The sequence below is a fragment of the Paenibacillus sp. FSL H8-0282 genome (assembly GCF_037963825.1).
Taxonomy (GTDB): Bacteria; Bacillota; Bacilli; order Paenibacillales; family Paenibacillaceae; genus Paenibacillus_AQ; species Paenibacillus_AQ odorifer.
In genome coordinates, this window is sequence record NZ_CP150146.1 from 1,706,190 (window position 1) to 1,722,762 (window position 16,573).

The window sequence follows — 16,573 nt, forward strand, 5'->3', positions numbered from 1 at the left end:
AACTGGTGGAATCAGATGAAATTTTCCTGGCACCGTTCTTTAGGTCTATTGTGGCTTTTGATTATAGCCCACCAGTGGGTCTCTTATACGGAACCTATCTGGTTAAGACAGACAACTGCTGTTGTGTGGGCTGCATTAATAACGATCACTGTGATTGAAATCATAATTCCTGTAAAAGTTCAGATAAGGCTCTTTATTGAAGCGGCAGCTATTATTTATATCGTTTATCGGATACTTATCAATTATGGTATATACGTTGCTGATCCTTGGGCAACAACCCTCCCTGACAGACTGCAGGATATTGCAGTTCATATGGTGCCCTATATCTGGTTTGCCCTCGGAGCCTCAGCCCTGCTGCTGTTGTCGTCTTGGTGGGCATCCTCAAAAAGACGTATTTTATGGTTTATAGGAATGAACATAGTGGCCTTGGCTGCCTTGGATTCCTTTACATCTATTGTTTTGTGGCAGGAAGTAGCCTGGACGGTATTTGCGGGGATGGGCTGGCTGGTCAGCCAGCATCTGAGAAGCTTCCAGCTTCAATATCCGCGTGGTTGGGTGCATCTGCTGAAATATCCCACGAAAATAGTCATTAATATTGCCATCGTCTTCTCTTTGGTCATCCTAATTGGAGTGAATATGCCTGGGGTAAGGCCTACCCTAACCGATCCTTATACCGCTTGGCAAGAATGGAATGGGATTGGGAAGTCTTCAGGGAAGGGCACAGTTGGGACCACGAAATCTGAGATGGGTTCTGTCTCCCCTACTAACAATACTTCGTCAGGCTACAGTCTGAATGATGATCAACTAGGTGGCGGCTTTACCTTCGATTATACACCGGTGATGACAGTGGTTTCTGATTTGCGTATTTATATGCGGGGAGAAACGCGCAGATTATATTCCGGAAGAGGTTGGGTCGATAGAGATCGGTTAAATCGGGGACCTCTAGAAGCGGTGGATGTAGGTGAAGCTTTAGAGAGCAGTGTGGGTTCTAAAGTAAATACACGAACACTGAAACAAACAGTAACCGTGCTTAATAATAATGAATTTCCCGTACTATTTGGCACTTATTCAGTATCTTCGGTGGATTCTTTAAATGGGGAAAAAGCTGGAGATGGACTCTCCTGGAGAAGCCGAGACAGCGAGCTGATCTGGGATGTGGATGGGAAGAAACTCGCTTATCCGTCTACTTTTGAGGTGACGTCTGAGGTTCCTGTAATTCCTGTTCAAGAATTGACAACAAAGACGTATGAGGAGCTATATAAAGGGAACGATTTGGAGAAAATGTTTCTTCAACTGCCTAACGATTTTCCTAAAAGAGTCAGAGAGCTGGCTGAGGAAATCACGGCTGAAGGAAAAACGCCGTATGAAAAAACAGCGCTTTTGCAACAATACTTACAACAAACCTTTCCATATACCAATAATCCAGATATATCACGTGTCACAAGCAACGATTTTGTAGAAGGGTTTTTGTTTGAGTTAAAGGAAGGTTACTGTGATTATTATTCTACGGCACTGGTTACTATGGCGCGCTCTCTGAACATCCCTGCACGATGGGTTAAGGGGTACGCACCTGGGGAACAGCCAGAAATCCCAATGAATCCGGCACAACAGCAATCCGGCACAGTGAATAATAACTATACAATTACCAATGCGGATTCCCACTCTTGGGCTGAGGTTTATTTTGGTGATTATGGTTGGATTCCAGTTGAAGCTACACCTGGATTTAATATTCCGCTTCTAACTCAGAGTGAGCAAACCCCTGAAGTCGAGCCAGAAGATCAAGAAGAGCAGGCAGAACCTACACCAGCGCCGGTGAATAATGCACAAGAAGATCAAGGGTTTCATGTAGGTCTATGGGTTGTTGTGGCAGCCGTAGTGGTTTTGCTGTCCTGGGCGATTTTTATAGTTTGGCATAGACGCTTTAAGCTTCGCTTCTTCATGCAGCAGCTGCGCAATGGCCGGCCTTTAACGCCAGATCAGAAAGTAGTGGCGGAAACTGAACGTTGGGTAAGGTATTTGCATCGCAAGGGAATGCTAAAAGAAGAGCACGAAACTTTACGTGAAGCCGTAGATCGCTGGAGTGGAGAACGGCCGGCAGTGGCTGATCATCTATACTCACTACTAACAATGTTCGAAAAGGCGAAATATAGCCCTGAGGTTATTGAAGACAAAGACTGGCAGAGCGTGTATACTGAAGCTTTGTGGGTGCGGAGAAAAATGAGATCCAAGAAATAACACTTTGCGTGAAAGTATAGCTACAGATTTATTTGCGATGCGCAAGGAGTATGTTATAGTTTTTTGTATGAAATCGAGGTGAACGTATTGTTTGAAATGTTAGTTCCCAAACTCCGGGTGAATACGGTATTCGATATTGCTCTGGACGAGCTGTATAGACAGGGATATCGCGGAATCATCACGGATCTGGATAACACACTGGTCGGTGCCAAAGCGCCTGTGGCTACTCCGGAGCTGTTGTTATGGTTCGAAAAGGTGAAGGAACTGGGCTTTAAGCTCATCATCGTATCTAACAATAACATGGAACGGGTGTCCCGCTTTGCAACACCGCTTAATATTGAATTTGTGCACCAGGCTCGTAAACCGAGTAATGCTCCTTTTCTCAAAGCGATGAAGCAGATGGAGCTGCCCCCTGAACAAACGATTGTGGTGGGAGACCAAATGCTTACTGATGTATACGGCGGCAATCGCCTTGGCCTGTATACTGTTTTGGTACTGCCAATCTCCGTCAAGGACGAGGGGTTCGGCACAAGGTTTAATCGCCGGGTAGAGCGGGTTGCTCTGACACGGCTTCGCAAAAAAGGATTGTGGCACGAGGAGGATAAATAGTAATGAACGAACAAAGCGAAACACAGCGTCCTGAGAAGTGCAGCGGTTGCGGCATCAAGCTTCAGACGGAGCATAAGGATCAACCAGGATACCTTCCGGAGGTTGCACTTGAACGGGACCCGGTGATTTGCCAACGCTGTTTCCGGATTAAAAATTATAATGAGGCTTCATCTGTTTCGGTGAATCAGGATGAATTTCTTCGCCTGCTGAGTGGAGTAGGAGAGAAGAATGCGCTTGTTATTCATATTGTCGATATCTTCGATTTCGAAGGCAGTCTGATTTCCGGCCTGCAGCGGTTTGTTGGCAATAACCCTGTTATTCTTGCAGTGAATAAATGTGACTTGCTGCCGAAGGTTACAAACTGGAACAAGTTGCGTAACTGGATGCAGCAGCGCTGTAAAGAGGAAGGCTTGCGGACGGCTGAAATCGTACTTTGCAGTGCGAAACGCAATCAAGGTTTTGACCGTTTGCTGGAAGCCGTAACGGAGTTGCGCGGTCAACGCGACGTATATGTAGTAGGTGCTACCAATGTGGGCAAATCCACACTTATTAATCGTCTGATTTCGGACTATAGCGATTTAGAGCAGGAGTTAACGACTTCACGTTACCCTGGCACAACACTCGATACGGTCAAAATTCCACTGGATGACGGCCACTACATTATAGATACTCCAGGGATTGTGTATCCTTGGCGTTATAGTGAATTAGTTGAGCGTCAGGATCTGGATGCAGTTATGCCTGCCAATCCTTTGAAGCCGACAGTCTATCAGTTGAACGAAGGACAGACTCTTTTCTTCGGTGGATTGGGACGTTTTGATTTCGTACAAGGCCCGCATCAATCCTTCACTTGCTTTATTAGTGGTACTTTAAAAATCCATCGCACGAAGCTGGAACGCGCAGATTCCCTCTATCAGGATCATCGCGGTGAAATGCTGTCTCCACCGGGAAGTGACCGGATGGACAAGCTGCCACCTTGGCAGCGGCATGAGTTCCGGATTAACCGGGGCAGCAGAGCCGATCTGTATATTTCGGGTCTGGGCTGGATTAAGGTTAATGGAACTGAAGGTGCAGTTGTGGCCATTCATGTTCCGCGTGGTGTGAAGGTGCTTACCCGCCCTTCGATGATTTAACGAGGGAGGATAATCTATTGTCTACAACTGCAGTCGAAGGCTACAATAGCGGTAATATTCTACTCGGTGTAATGGGAGATCCTATTATACAATCCAAATCTCCAATTATGCATGAAGCAGCGCTGCAAGCGCTGGGAATTCCGGGTGCTTATGTACCGCTTCACATCCGCCCGGAGAAGCTGGGCGATGCGGTGCAAGCGATCCGTACGCTTGGTTTCCGTGGAGTGAATGTGACGATTCCGCATAAGGTTGCGGTGATGCAATATTTGGATGTATTAGATGAGAGTGCAGTAGCCGTTGGTGCAGTCAATACGATTGTTAATGATAACGGAGTGCTCACCGGATATAATACGGATGGGATCGGTTATGTGCGTTCGCTCAAAGCGGAAGCTATTTCTGATTTGTCTGGTGTGAAGATTATGGTTATCGGGGCCGGTGGAGCAGCAAGAGGAATTGTTGCCGCACTACTTCAGGAGAAGCCTTCTTCAATCATTATTGCTAATCGCAGTGTTGATAAGGCAGAGGACTTGGCGTCACAGTGCCGGAGCAAAGGGAATGTCATCGGGATTAGCATGAACGAAGTAGCAGAAATGCTAAGTGGTGTAGACGTGCTGATCAATACTACCTCCGTAGGTATGTATCCTCATATGGATGAGACACCGATAGATCCTGGACTGCTTCGTAAAGGAATGGTCGTAAGCGATCTGATTTATAATCCGCTGCGTACGCGGCTATTGTTGGAAGGACTCGAACGGGGCTGTACGATTCATGGAGGCCTTGGTATGTTTGTCTATCAGGGAGCTTATGCACTGGAGTATTGGACAGGGCAGCCTGCACCTACGGAAATCATGCGGCAGACCATTCTCGATTGCTTGGGTGGAAATGAGTAAGAAATGGATTCATCAAGTTAGGGTAATAATAGGTAATAATATATGTTAATTAAGGAGTTATTCATTTATGTTAACTGGTAAACAAACACGGTATCTTCGTTCATTGGCGCACCATCTCGATCCTATTTTTCAAGTGGGCAAAGGTGGAGTAAATGATCACCTCGTACGCCATATTGAAGAAGCTATTGAGAAGCGCGAGCTTATGAAGATTAGTATACTGAGCAATAATATTGAGAATCCCAAGGAAATTGGCGCTGCTCTGGCTGAACAATCGGGTTCTGAGCTTGTGCAAGTGATCGGTAAGACTGTCGTTCTATACAAAGAATCACGTGATAACAAAACCATTGAGCTGCCGCGTTAATAGCTGTAAGTATACCTTACCGAGGAGGTCGTCCTCTTGAAAGTTGGAATTATGGGAGGTACCTTTGATCCTCTTCATATCGGTCATATGATGGCAGCGGAAGCCGCAAGAGATACTTATGGTCTGCAAGAGGTATGGTTTATGCCTTCACATATCCCGCCTCATAAACATGAGGCGGGTGTATCTGGAGAAGACCGACTAGCCATGGTGCAGGAAGCGGTGAAGAATCACGAAGCTTTTTGCACATTAGATTGGGAAGTTGTCAGAGGTGGCGTCTCCTATACCTATGAGACCATAAGACGTCTGCAAGAGGAGTATCCGCATTTCGATCTTTATTTCATCATTGGAGCGGATATGGTTCAGTATTTGCCGAAATGGAACGAGATTGAAGAACTGGTGCAGCGGCTTACATTTATTGGTGTGGGTCGTCCGGGGACACCTCTTGATCTAGATGCATTGCCAGACTTTATAGCGAAAAAGGTATTGCTTGCAGATATGCCACTGGTTGATATTTCGTCAACGATGTTAAGAGAACGGGCGGCAGCAGGTAAATCTATTCGTTATATGGTTCCAGAGGCAGTGTTCGATTATGTTCAAAGGAGTGGATTGTATGGCATACAGCCGCGAAGCACTGATTGAAGCGGTCTCCGCACAGATGCCTGATAAGCGCTGGAAGCATACACTCGGCGTGATGGAGACATCTATTCAACTGGCGAAGCAATATGGTGCTGACCCTGAGCGTGCAGAGACAGCAGCAATTCTGCATGATGTGGCTAAGTATTGGCCGGTTGAGCGTATGAAGGAGATCATTGAACAAAATCAATTAAATTTGGATCTTCTGGTGTATGACAAGCAGATGTGGCATTCGGAAGTAGGCGCCTTTGTAGCTGAGAAAGACTATGGGATTACGGATCCTGATATTATCAATGCGATTCGTTTCCATACCTCAGGCCGTGAAGACATGAGTTTACTTGAAAAGATCGTCTGCCTAGCTGACTACATCGAGCCTGGGCGTGATTTTCCCGGGGTTGATAAGATACGCGAGAAGGCACAAGTAAGTTTGGAAGAAGGATTAGTCGCTGGGTTCGATTCTACGATTAGTTTGTTACTGGAGAAACGCCGGGTGATTTTCCCCTTAACGGTACTGGCGCGTAATGATTTAGTTAGAATATTGGAGGATAAAATATGAGTGTACAACCAAGCAAGCTGTTAGAACTGGCCCTTAAGGCTGTTGAAGATAAAAAAGCAATGAACGTCGTGGCACTAGATCTACGTAATGTTTCACCAATCAGTGATTACTTTATCGTATGTCACGGTAACTCGGATATTCAGGTACAGGCGATCGCTACCGAAGTCCGTAAAGTGGTTCATGAAGCAGGCGGAGTGATCAAAGGGATTGAAGGCATGGATTCAGCACGCTGGGTGCTGATGGATCTTGGCGATGTTATCGTTCATATATTCCACCGCGATGAGCGTGAATATTACAATATCGAGCGTCTGTGGTCCGATGCCAAGGTTGTGGAGACTGTATGAGCCTGATTGCAGGAACTACGGTTACACTTCATGTAGAGCGGGAAGTTTCCCCATACGGATTTTTTCTGAATGCTGGAGACCAAGATGTTATGCTGCATTATACGGAGCTGACAGAGAAGGTAAAAGCCGGCGATAAAGTTGAAGTTTTCATTTTCTTTGATACAGAGGACCGTCTTGCGGCAACGATGAAAAAACCATTTCTGACGCTGGGCGAGATGGCGTTATTGGAAGTGGCTGATATTCATCCGCGTCTGGGCTGCTTTTTGGAGATGGGCCTTGGACGTCAGCTGTTGCTGCCTATCCGTGAGCTTCCAGAGCTTCCAGAGCTGCGTCCGCAGGTGGGGGACTATGTGTTTGCGATCATGGAGCATGATAAACAGGGGCGTCTACGTGCCAAGCTGGCCGGAGAACAGGAGCTTGCTCCTCTAGCTCTGCCTGCACCTGAATCTTGGATGGGACAGACTGTAACAGCCCGAGTGTATAAGCCGCTGCAAATGGGTACTTTTGTACTTGTGGATGCGGGTGTGCTAGGCTTTGGGATTATCGGTATGGTCCATTCATCGGAGCGGAGCCGTCTGCTGCGTCTTGGTGAGCAGTTTGAAGCACGTGTCTCTCATATCCGTGAGGATGGACGTGTTAACCTTTCTATGGGTCTTCGTAAAGAAGTGGGGATGGATGTAGATTCCGCCGCACTTTTGGAGTTCTTAAATGCTCGTCCAGGTGGAGCGATGCCTTATTCGGATGCTACGCCGCCAGATATTATCAAACAACGGTTCGGAATCAGTAAATCCGCCTTCAAGCGTGCTCTTGGGAAGCTGATGAAGGAAGGCCATATTACTCAAAAAGAGAATTGGACGTATCTTGTTGCTAAGGATAATGAAGATGGAACAACCGAAGGCCAAGAAGAAACGACGGATTAAGTTCACGATTCAATAGACGGAATTTATAAAATGTTGTTATAGAAAGCGGTGTAATTGTGTCTTCCTATGGGAAATTTGCTTATGTATACGATGAGCTTATGGCAGATATGCCGTATCCAGATTGGATATCCTTTGCTGAAGCCGCATGGAGTAAATACGGCAAACCGTTAACTGTAGCCGAGCTTGGCTGCGGAACAGGAAGTATTACAATTCCTTTGGCGGGTTCAGGATATCATATGACCGGAATCGATTTATCTTCTGATATGCTCTCAGTGGCACAGCGCAAAATGGAGGAGCATCCCCAGGGACGGCGTTTTTTGCGCGAAGGCAGTGTTCGTTGGATTAGACAAAACATGAAGGAATGGGAGCTTCCGGAGCTGGTGGATTCTGTAATTTCCTTTTGTGATTGTCTGAATTATGTGTTGGAAGAGGATGACATCAGCGCTGTTTTTGCCAGTACCTATGCAGGGTTAAAGCAAGGCGGAACCTTCCTGTTCGATGTGCATCATCCAAACACACTAATTCGTTATGAAGAAGAACAGCCCTTTATTCTGGACGAGCCATCTGTTTCTTATATTTGGACTTGTGAGATGGATGTTCCACGCCGCGAAATTGAACATCATCTGTCCATTTTTGCCCGTGAAGACGGACATAGCGATCGCTATCGCCGATTCGAAGAGACCCATATTCAGCGCGCCTACGATCCTAACTGGATGAAGGAAGAGCTGCTTAAGGCTGGGTTTAGTGATGTGAAGATCTACGCCGATTTCGAGTGGGTAGAGGCAGAAGATGATGCTGAACGATTATTTTATGTAGCTATAAAATAATTATTCAAAATACTAAGAGGGGCTGTCCCATAAGCTATGAAAATAGCTGCTGGGACAGCCCCTTTTTTTGACTTTAGCTTATTGCTGGCGGAAGCGAGTGGAATGCTGCTGTTAGAAGCACATAGGTTGACGCTGCCGGAAACAAGTAGGCTCCCGCAATCGAATGCTCATGCATTGCCGCTTTGCGGAAGCGTGTAGGTTCCCGCAATCGAATGCTCATGCATTACCGCTTTGCGGAAGCGTGTAGGTTCCCGCTATCGAATGCTCATATATGCCCATTGCGGAAGCGTGTGGGTTGCCGCTCTCGAATGCTCATGCATTACCGATTGCGGAAGCGTGTGGATTCCCGCTATCGAATGCTCATGCATTACCCTTTACGGAAGCGTGTGGGTTTTCACTACCCAACACGCATGCATGCACAACTACCATCAGATATACGTATTAGTAGTAGCGATCGGACCCAGCGGACCTTATACGCAGCATTTTCCAATATTTTGGGTGCTATCGGACTCCATTGCAGCTATTGGCTTGAAAAACGTCCAATATTGGTCTTTTTCCAATGGATAGCGTCACTGGAGTCCGAAAACATGCTCCAAGAGCTAAAAATATGCAAATAACGTCATCTGGGTCCGTAAGCCGCTAAGCCGCGTAAGTCACGTAAGCCACGTAAGCCACGTAAGCCACGTAAGCCACGTAAGCCGCGTAAGCCACGTAAGCCACGTAAGTCACGTAAGCCACGTAAGCCACGTAAGTCACGTAAGTCACGTAAGCCGCGTAAGACACGTAAGCCACGTGAGATGATGGAGACAAGGTTGGAGCAACCAGCCAGAGACCCAATCATAAACAGCGCTTCTCCGATATCAGGAGAAGCGCTGTTTTTTTATGACATCATCTGTTGGAGCAGCTTGTAATTGCGCCAACATAAGAAATACAAAATAAACCGGGCAGTGTTCATACCACCCGGCATCTTCCAATCCTTACCGATGCTCAAACAGATCAATGGCACCCAATACGACATGAGCCAGACCAAATCCAAGTACGCCTGTTGCTGCCATCTTATACTTGCTTCCAAGAAAAGCGGCGCTAGAAGCGGTTACGACGGTTCCAAGAACAGCGGGAATTAGACCTTCACGCATTCGAAACACTCCTTCTCGGTGGTTTGGGAGACAAAGTTATTATGGTTCAATATCGAAAAAATATACGAAGCACAAAAAGACCCTAAATCAGCGTTAGCTGAATCTAGGGTCTTTTTATTCAAGTGGGGTTGTTACTCTGCTATTATAACAGCGTTACGAGGGAGGCCCTCTCCAACTTCATGTACATCATACAACACACGTGCCAGTAGGTCCTGGCTATAATTGCCGAAATGTTTTCCGTAAATCGTGAGTCCACGTTTGTTTGTAGGTTTGTCGGTTACTGCGATACGGAAAGTGAGTTCACTTTTGTAATCCAATTGGATATCATCAAGGGTCACGTCAGAAATCCGACAGCCATCAATAAAGCTGCCTTCATTATTGATACGGATCAGCTTCAGCATACCGTATTGGTTTAGGTGCGGAGGCCACCAATCGGGGTTAAATGTTCCTCGGGTATCTCCGAAATCGCCAGGGCTAGTCCAGAATCCGATTTCAATTCCATTTAAATAGAAATAAAGGTCGGACGGATAGTTATCGTTAGACCCAGGAGCTTCAGAGCCGATCTCCATCGAGAACTGAATTTCGCGGAACGTTTGGTTGGCTTTAAGGTAGTTCGGAATTCTATATTCGAGGAACCCTTCGGCCATCCAAATAATTTCGGATTCAATTCGCTGCGGATCTGCAAAATAACGCGGCTCGTCGAAATCCCCGATGATGCTGTCTTTGGTAGCCAGTCCACAAGTTGGAACAGCCTGATAGTTGCTGTAATGACCTACTTGAATTTCTACTTCGTAAAGATTATCAACATCCTTGCTGCGAAGGTCAACAATAAGTTTGTCCTTATTTAAATAGCAGACCTTTTGAATACCGTGTTTACCCACTGATGTGTTTATCTCAATGAGACCGCTTTCTTCTAACTTTTTAATATGCATGGTGATGGCGCCGTTGCTGAGGTTCAGTTTCTTGGCAATTTCATTAAGGTTCAAGGCTTGATTGGTGGCAAGGAGCTCTAAAATGAGGATTCTGATTTCTGAGCTTAGTGCCTTAAAAATTTCTAATCCACTCATTAAATCTTTAATATAGATCATTTTATCAATACCTTCTTCCGATTACGTCATAAATTATACTATTTTATAAAATTATAAACTAATAAGGCATATAAATAAAGTATACTTCCTTATTTTGTAGAATGTACGAATATAAGAGGGGTTTTTGGCATGATTTTTATTTGATTTAGTAAAATTTAAACAAATGAAGAATTAATCTAAAGAAAAAGGCTGTTATTTCGCCATAATTCATTTTTTTCGAGTTTAATTTCATATAAATATAAAAAGGTTTATAGAAATATATTTACAAGGCTTTTTATATATGTTATTTTATATTGTAAGCGAATACATATTTTTTCATTTTAAATTTAATATTTATTGTTACTCAATCTGTTGCTATTGCTGAGGTGATAATCTAATGGTAAAAAAAACAACAGATCTTGTCTTTCCAAGTTCCCCGGGGAACATGCCAATGTATGATCTATCAGTGATTGATATCGAGTCTTTATGGACGATTCACAACACACATGATCCAGGCATTATTAAAACAGATGAGGGTTACTATGTTTTTTCTACTGACATAAGAGTCGGAGGAGAATTACGTCCAGGCGTAATGGTTCGGAAATCACAGGATCTTATCCATTGGGAATGGGTTCATTATGCGCTGCCGGGAATTCCCCAAGTTGCGAAGGAATGGGCAGGGGCTACTAATTTATGGGCACCCGATGTGGTGAAATACGGTGAACAGTATCGAATGTATTACTCGGCCTCATCTTTCGGAAGTAGACAATCGCTAATCGGACTTCAAACTTCAGCTTCTATTGAGGGACCTTGGACCGATGAAGGTGTAGTGATTCAGACGCGTGCTGAAGATTCACTGAATGCGATTGATGCCAATGTGCTTACGGATGCAGATGGGCGAATGTGGATGGTGTATGGTTCTTTTTTTGGTGGAATTCACATCATTGAGCTGAATGCGGAAACGGGCAAACCGAAGCAAGAAGGTTTTGGTACGCTGATCGCTAAACGGGATAACACCATTAAAGATGGAGCAGTTGAAGGACCGTATATAGTGTATAACGAGCAATTCAAAAAATACTATTTGTTCGTCTCCTATGACTCCCTGTTTGAGGATTATAACGTTCGTGTCGCTCGTGCAGATACTATTACCGGCCCATATGTGGATTATAACGGACGAGATATGACTGATAGTGCGCATCAACCCCGATATGAGGTCGGCAATAAAATACTGGGTGGCTATCGCTTTGGACAAGATCCAGGTTGGATTGCTCCCGGCCATAACTCAGTTCTTCATGAGGATGGCAGCTATTATATAGTTCATCATGCACGTGGTGAAAACGATAAACATTGGTCCTATTTACAGATTCGTCGAATTCTGTGGACAGAGGATGGTTGGCCTGTTGTATCTCCAGAACGGTATGCGGGTGAAGTGGAACAGGATATTCCAGAACAGCTAATCGCAGGACAGTGGGAATGGATTGTAATGGACCCCTCAGCGGATGGCCAGATTCAGTCTGCCGTCATAAGTCTATCCTCTGACTTTAAGCTGGAAGGTGCGAATGGAAAGGGAAGCTGGTCTTTTGATGGATGCAGAGTCCTGATCTTGGTCTGGAATGATGTTGTCGAGGGTAGAGGCCGGATAGAGAAGGTGCAATTGCTTCCGTCATGGGATTGGGAGAAAGAAACTCAGACCCTTGTATTTACTGGATTAAATGAAAATGGAATTTCCATCTGGGGTAAGCAAAAGAATGGAGAAGAGAATAGATGACTACGATCAAGCTACATGCAGGTAAAGGAATTAATAAGATCAGCAAATATCTATATGGTCATTTTGCCGAGCATTTGGGCAGATGTATCTATGACGGGATCTATGTGGGGGAAGATTCACCGATTCCGAACACCAAGGGCTTCCGCAATGACATCCTAGCAGCACTCAAAAAAGTTAATATTCCTGTCCTTCGTTGGCCGGGGGGCTGTTTTGCCGATGAGTATCATTGGAAGGATGGCGTCGGTCCAAAAGAAACCCGTAAGCGGATGGTGAATACGCACTGGGGCGGTGTCGTCGAGAATAATCATTTTGGGACGCATGAATTTTTTGAATTATGTGAGTTGCTGGATTGTGAACCGTATATCTGCGGGAATGTTGGCAGTGGCACTGTTCAGGAGATGTCGGAGTGGGTTGAATATATGACCTTTGAAGGCGAATCACCGATGGCGGACTGGCGTCGTGAAAATGGGCGTGAAGAGCCGTGGAAGTTGAAGTATTTTGGTGTAGGTAATGAGAACTGGGGCTGCGGCGGCAATATGCGTCCAGAATATTATGCAGATTTGTACAGACGTTACCAGACATATGTGCGCAATTATGGTGAAAATCAGATCTATAGAATCGCTGGTGGCGCCAACGTTGATGATTATAATTGGACGGAAGTGTTAATGCGCGAAGCTGGACGGTTTATGGATGGTCTCAGTCTTCATTCATATACGATTCCTGGAAGCTGGGAAGAGAAACGTTACGCTTTAGGTTTTGATGAAGCCGAATGGTTTGAGACTATGCAAAAAACCTTGCATATGGATGAACTGATTACCAAACATTCAGCGGTAATGGATAAATATGATCCGGATAAGCGGGTTGGAATGATTATAGATGAGTGGGGAACTTGGTTCTTAAGTGAACCTGGTACGAATCCAGGGTTCCTGTATCAGCAGAATACACTCAGAGATGCATTGGTAGCAGGGGTAACGCTGAATATTTTCCAAAAGCATAGCAGTCGTGTGCAAATGGCGAATTTGGCTCAAGTGGTCAATGTACTGCAAGCCCTTATCCTGACGGAGGGCGACAAGATGATTCTAACGCCTACCTATCATGTATTTGAAATGTACAAAGAGCATCAGGATAATGAACTGCTTGAAGTTACTATTGAGAGCCCTGATTATACGTTTGGGGAGCTTACAATTCCACAGATTAGCGTTTCTGCATCTCGTGATACGAATGGCAAAGTATATGTTTCACTCTGTAACCTGAGCCATAATGACAGCGCATCGCTAAGTATTGGTATTGAAGAGGTTAGCTTTAGCAAAGTGACAGGTCAGATTTTAACGCATTCCGTGCTGGGAGCGCACAATACGTTTGAGGCACCGGATACAGTTACTCCAGTAGCTTTTGAGGGTGCGTCTTTATTAGGTGAAAAGCTGAGCTGCGAGCTTCCACCTGCTTCCGTGGTAGTCTTGACTCTGGAATAACATCATGTCAGAGAACCAAGAAAAAAACCGTCGCTGCAAAAGCTGTGATGAGAACATGAGAATAAGCCCAGAAAAACTGGAGCGTTTAATAGAAATAGCCACTAGAGAAAGACCTTTAGCGCCGGAGGAGCAATATTTGCAGCGTATTGAACATTGCCGAGATTGCTCTGGCCTGCAATTTGGTAGCACTTGCCGTTATTGCGGCTGTCTCGTAGAGGTAAGAACAAGATTGCAGGACTCTACTTGCCCCTATCCCTCGGCACCTCGCTGGGAGTGAATACTAAGTTTTTGAAAAGGACGTGAAAATCATCACACAAAATTTGTTAGCTGCTACGCCCCCGATGGGCTGGAATAGTTGGGATTGTTACGGAGCCAGTGTAAATGAAGAAGAAGTAAGAGGCAACGCAGAATATATGGCTACCCATTTGAAGGACTTTGGTTGGGAATATGTAGTTGTGGATATTCAGTGGTATGAGCCTGGAGCAAATTCTTCGCAGTACCGCAACTTTGTACCGCTGGTTATGGATGAGTACTCCAGACTTCAACCTGCTGAGAACCGGTTTCCTTCCGCAGCGGGAGGCAAAGGGTTTGCGCCACTCGCTGAATATGTACATGGATTGGGTTTGAAATTCGGCATACACATTATGCGCGGAATCCCGCGTCAGGCTGCTCATGCGGCCAGTTCCATTCTAGGATCTGAGCAAACCGCACGCGATGTGGCTCATCCAAATTCTATTTGTCCATGGAATACGGACATGTATGGAGTAGATGCTTCAAAAGAAGGCAGTCAGGCGTATTATGACTCGCTGTTCCAGTTGTATGCCAGTTGGGGTGTGGATTATGTGAAAGTGGATGATATTGCCGCTTCTCGCATTTATGGATATCACAAAGAAGAAGTTGCTATGATCCGTAAGGCTATTGACCGCAGCGGTCGCGAGATGGTACTCAGTCTTTCGCCTGGACCTGCTCCAGTGGAAGAGGCTGAACACTTAGCCGGACACGCTAACCTTTGGAGAATGACCGATGATTACTGGGATCATTGGCATTTGCTGCGCGGGATGTTTGAGCGCTGTGAGAAATGGGCTCCTTATGTGCAGCCGGGCCATTGGCCGGATTGTGACATGCTGCCGTTAGGTCATCTGGGCATTCGTTCTGTAGATGGCGGGGGAGACCGGTTCACGCGGTTTACTCATGACGAGCAGGTCACCATGATGACACTATGGAGTATTTTCCGCTCCCCGTTAATGTTTGGAGGAGAACTTCGGGACAATGACGATTGGACATTATCTTTATTGACCAATAAGGAAGTGCTTCATCTGCATCGTTATGGTAAAGGCGGCAGTCAGGTAGCGCTAAATGAGGCGCATGCGATCTGGACATCTGAGGATGAACAAGGTAACCACTATGTAGCTTTGTTTAATCTTAGCGATGAAGCTTTAACGCTTCAGGTGTCGTTCGAGCAACTTAAGGTTTCAATTCCTAACACTATACGTGATCTATGGCAGAGCCGCGATTTGGAAGTGGTTAACGAAGGTATTTCTCAAACTCTTCCACAGCATGGTTCTGTATTGTTAAAGTTTAAATAGAGGAGAGAGATTATGAATACGAGTGTAGAATATAAAAATCCATTGGTGGAGCAACGTGCTGATCCATGGGTATATAAACATACAGATGGTTATTACTACTTTATTGCTTCTGTTCCAGAATACGACCGGATCGAAGTACGGAGAGCAACAACAATCGAGGGATTGGCTGCTGCAGAACCGGTTGTAGCTTGGCGTAAATATGAGACGGGTCCGCTTAGTGCAAACATTTGGGCACCAGAGCTCCATTATATTGACGGGAAATGGTACATTTATTTCGCAGCGGCGCGTACTACGGAGACGAAGGATGGATTATTCGATCACCGTATGTTTGCTCTTGAGAATGAATCTGCCAATCCTTTAGAAGGAACATGGGTAGAAAAAGGCCAGGTAAAAACCGCTTGGGAATCCTTTGCATTGGATGCAACCACCTTTCAACACAAAGGAAAATTGTATTATGTATGGGCACAGAAGGACCTGAATATTGAGGGGAATTCTAATCTGTATATTTCGGAAATGAGTAATCCATGGACGCTAACCGGTCCTCAGACCATGATTGCTACTCCTGAATATGACTGGGAGATTATTGGGTACAAGGTAAACGAAGGAGCTGCAGTGCTTAAACGTAACGGCCGTATCTTTATCAGCTTCTCGGCTAGCGCTACGGACTTCAATTACTGCATGGGACTTTTGGTTGCAGATGAGGACAGCGACCTGCTGGATGCCACTTCATGGACCAAACTGCCGGAACCGGTATTCCAGACCAATGAAGAGAATGGACAATATGGACCGGGTCATAACAGCTTTACTGTAAATGAAAATGGGGAAGATGTGCTCATCTACCACTGCCGCAATTATAAAGAAATTACCGGCGATCCGCTGTACGATCCGAACCGTCATACTCGTGCTCAAGTCTTCCATTGGAATGAAGATGGTACGCCGAATTTTGGGGTTCCCGTTAAGGATGCAGCTAAACAATAATTCGTTAAGGAAATAAAAAAAGAGGGTTACTTATAAGCCATTTACATGGCTGCTGAGTAAC

General features: G+C 45.4%; 19 protein-coding genes. 15 read left to right on the forward strand and 4 right to left on the reverse strand.

What is annotated here, in order from left to right; genetic code table 11:
- The first annotated feature begins 15 nt into the window (after positions 1–15).
- The 10 genes from NST94_RS07430 (at position 16) to NST94_RS07475 (ending at position 8,505) form a co-directional block, all read left to right on the forward strand.
- Positions 16–2,235 carry a transglutaminase domain-containing protein gene (locus tag NST94_RS07430; RefSeq protein WP_339281841.1) on the forward strand — a complete coding sequence of 740 codons (2,220 nt, stop codon included), beginning with the start codon at positions 16–18 and terminating at the stop codon, positions 2,233–2,235.
- An 87-nt stretch (positions 2,236–2,322) separates the two neighbouring features.
- Complete coding sequence (locus NST94_RS07435; protein WP_036675921.1) at positions 2,323–2,844, forward strand: YqeG family HAD IIIA-type phosphatase; 522 nt, start codon at positions 2,323–2,325, stop codon at positions 2,842–2,844.
- A 2-nt stretch (positions 2,845–2,846) separates the two neighbouring features.
- Complete coding sequence (gene yqeH, locus NST94_RS07440; protein WP_076125182.1) at positions 2,847–3,974, forward strand: ribosome biogenesis GTPase YqeH; 1,128 nt, start codon at positions 2,847–2,849, stop codon at positions 3,972–3,974.
- A gap of 17 nt (positions 3,975–3,991) precedes the next feature.
- On the forward strand, positions 3,992–4,864 hold the full coding sequence (aroE, locus tag NST94_RS07445; protein WP_076307066.1) for a shikimate dehydrogenase: 873 nt from the start codon (positions 3,992–3,994) through the stop codon (positions 4,862–4,864).
- A 67-nt stretch (positions 4,865–4,931) separates the two neighbouring features.
- Positions 4,932–5,225 (forward strand): ribosome assembly RNA-binding protein YhbY, encoded by a 294-nt coding sequence (gene yhbY / locus NST94_RS07450; protein ID WP_036675703.1) that lies wholly within the window; start codon positions 4,932–4,934, stop codon positions 5,223–5,225.
- Positions 5,226–5,261: 36 nt separating this feature from the next.
- On the forward strand, positions 5,262–5,864 hold the full coding sequence (locus NST94_RS07455; protein ID WP_076125178.1) for a nicotinate-nucleotide adenylyltransferase: 603 nt from the start codon (positions 5,262–5,264) through the stop codon (positions 5,862–5,864).
- On the forward strand, positions 5,836–6,414 hold the full coding sequence (gene yqeK, locus NST94_RS07460; protein WP_076125176.1) for a bis(5'-nucleosyl)-tetraphosphatase (symmetrical) YqeK: 579 nt from the start codon (positions 5,836–5,838) through the stop codon (positions 6,412–6,414). The genes NST94_RS07455 and yqeK overlap by 29 nt, the downstream gene beginning before the upstream one ends.
- Positions 6,411–6,758, forward strand: a complete 348-nt coding sequence (gene rsfS / locus NST94_RS07465; RefSeq protein WP_036675699.1) for a ribosome silencing factor — start codon at positions 6,411–6,413, stop codon at positions 6,756–6,758. The genes yqeK and rsfS overlap by 4 nt, the downstream gene beginning before the upstream one ends.
- Positions 6,755–7,678, forward strand: coding sequence for a S1-like domain-containing RNA-binding protein (locus tag NST94_RS07470; RefSeq protein ID WP_076275350.1), 924 nt, complete (start codon positions 6,755–6,757; stop codon positions 7,676–7,678). Before rsfS ends, NST94_RS07470 begins: the two co-directional genes overlap by 4 nt.
- Before the next feature lie 56 nt (positions 7,679–7,734).
- On the forward strand, positions 7,735–8,505 hold the full coding sequence (locus NST94_RS07475; protein WP_038569469.1) for a class I SAM-dependent methyltransferase: 771 nt from the start codon (positions 7,735–7,737) through the stop codon (positions 8,503–8,505).
- 73 nt (positions 8,506–8,578) lie between these two features.
- Here NST94_RS07475 and NST94_RS07480 read toward each other — a convergent pair whose 3' ends face one another.
- The 4 genes from NST94_RS07480 to NST94_RS07495 form a co-directional block, all read right to left on the reverse strand.
- Positions 8,579–8,725 (reverse strand): hypothetical protein, encoded by a 147-nt coding sequence (locus tag NST94_RS07480; protein WP_339281842.1) that lies wholly within the window; start codon positions 8,723–8,725, stop codon positions 8,579–8,581.
- Between the two features lie 399 nt (positions 8,726–9,124).
- Positions 9,125–9,346, reverse strand: a complete 222-nt coding sequence (locus NST94_RS07485; RefSeq protein WP_339281843.1) for a hypothetical protein — start codon at positions 9,344–9,346, stop codon at positions 9,125–9,127.
- A gap of 136 nt (positions 9,347–9,482) precedes the next feature.
- Entirely contained in the window at positions 9,483–9,641 is a 159-nt protein-coding gene (locus NST94_RS07490) for a hypothetical protein (protein ID WP_036675694.1), read from the reverse strand.
- A 131-nt stretch (positions 9,642–9,772) separates the two neighbouring features.
- Positions 9,773–10,729 carry a winged helix-turn-helix transcriptional regulator gene (locus tag NST94_RS07495; protein ID WP_036675692.1) on the reverse strand — a complete coding sequence of 319 codons (957 nt, stop codon included), beginning with the start codon at positions 10,727–10,729 and terminating at the stop codon, positions 9,773–9,775.
- Between the two features lie 376 nt (positions 10,730–11,105).
- On the opposite strand from NST94_RS07495, the gene NST94_RS07500 reads away from it, so the two are divergent.
- The 5 genes from NST94_RS07500 to NST94_RS07520 are packed head-to-tail and all read left to right on the forward strand — an operon-like array spanning position 11,106 to position 16,512.
- A complete protein-coding gene (locus tag NST94_RS07500; RefSeq protein ID WP_339281844.1) occupies positions 11,106–12,476 on the forward strand; it encodes an arabinan endo-1,5-alpha-L-arabinosidase in 1,371 nt (456 codons plus the stop codon).
- Positions 12,473–13,948 carry an alpha-N-arabinofuranosidase gene (locus NST94_RS07505; protein ID WP_076185297.1) on the forward strand — a complete coding sequence of 492 codons (1,476 nt, stop codon included), beginning with the start codon at positions 12,473–12,475 and terminating at the stop codon, positions 13,946–13,948. The genes NST94_RS07500 and NST94_RS07505 overlap by 4 nt, the downstream gene beginning before the upstream one ends.
- Positions 13,949–13,952: 4 nt before the next feature.
- Positions 13,953–14,225, forward strand: coding sequence for a DUF6171 family protein (locus NST94_RS07510; protein WP_076106144.1), 273 nt, complete (start codon positions 13,953–13,955; stop codon positions 14,223–14,225).
- Positions 14,226–14,256: 31 nt separating this feature from the next.
- A complete protein-coding gene (locus NST94_RS07515; RefSeq protein ID WP_143766432.1) occupies positions 14,257–15,534 on the forward strand; it encodes a glycoside hydrolase family 27 protein in 1,278 nt (425 codons plus the stop codon).
- 12 nt (positions 15,535–15,546) lie between these two features.
- On the forward strand, positions 15,547–16,512 hold the full coding sequence (locus NST94_RS07520) for a family 43 glycosylhydrolase (protein ID WP_076125166.1): 966 nt from the start codon (positions 15,547–15,549) through the stop codon (positions 16,510–16,512).
- Positions 16,513–16,573: the final 61 nt, after the last annotated feature.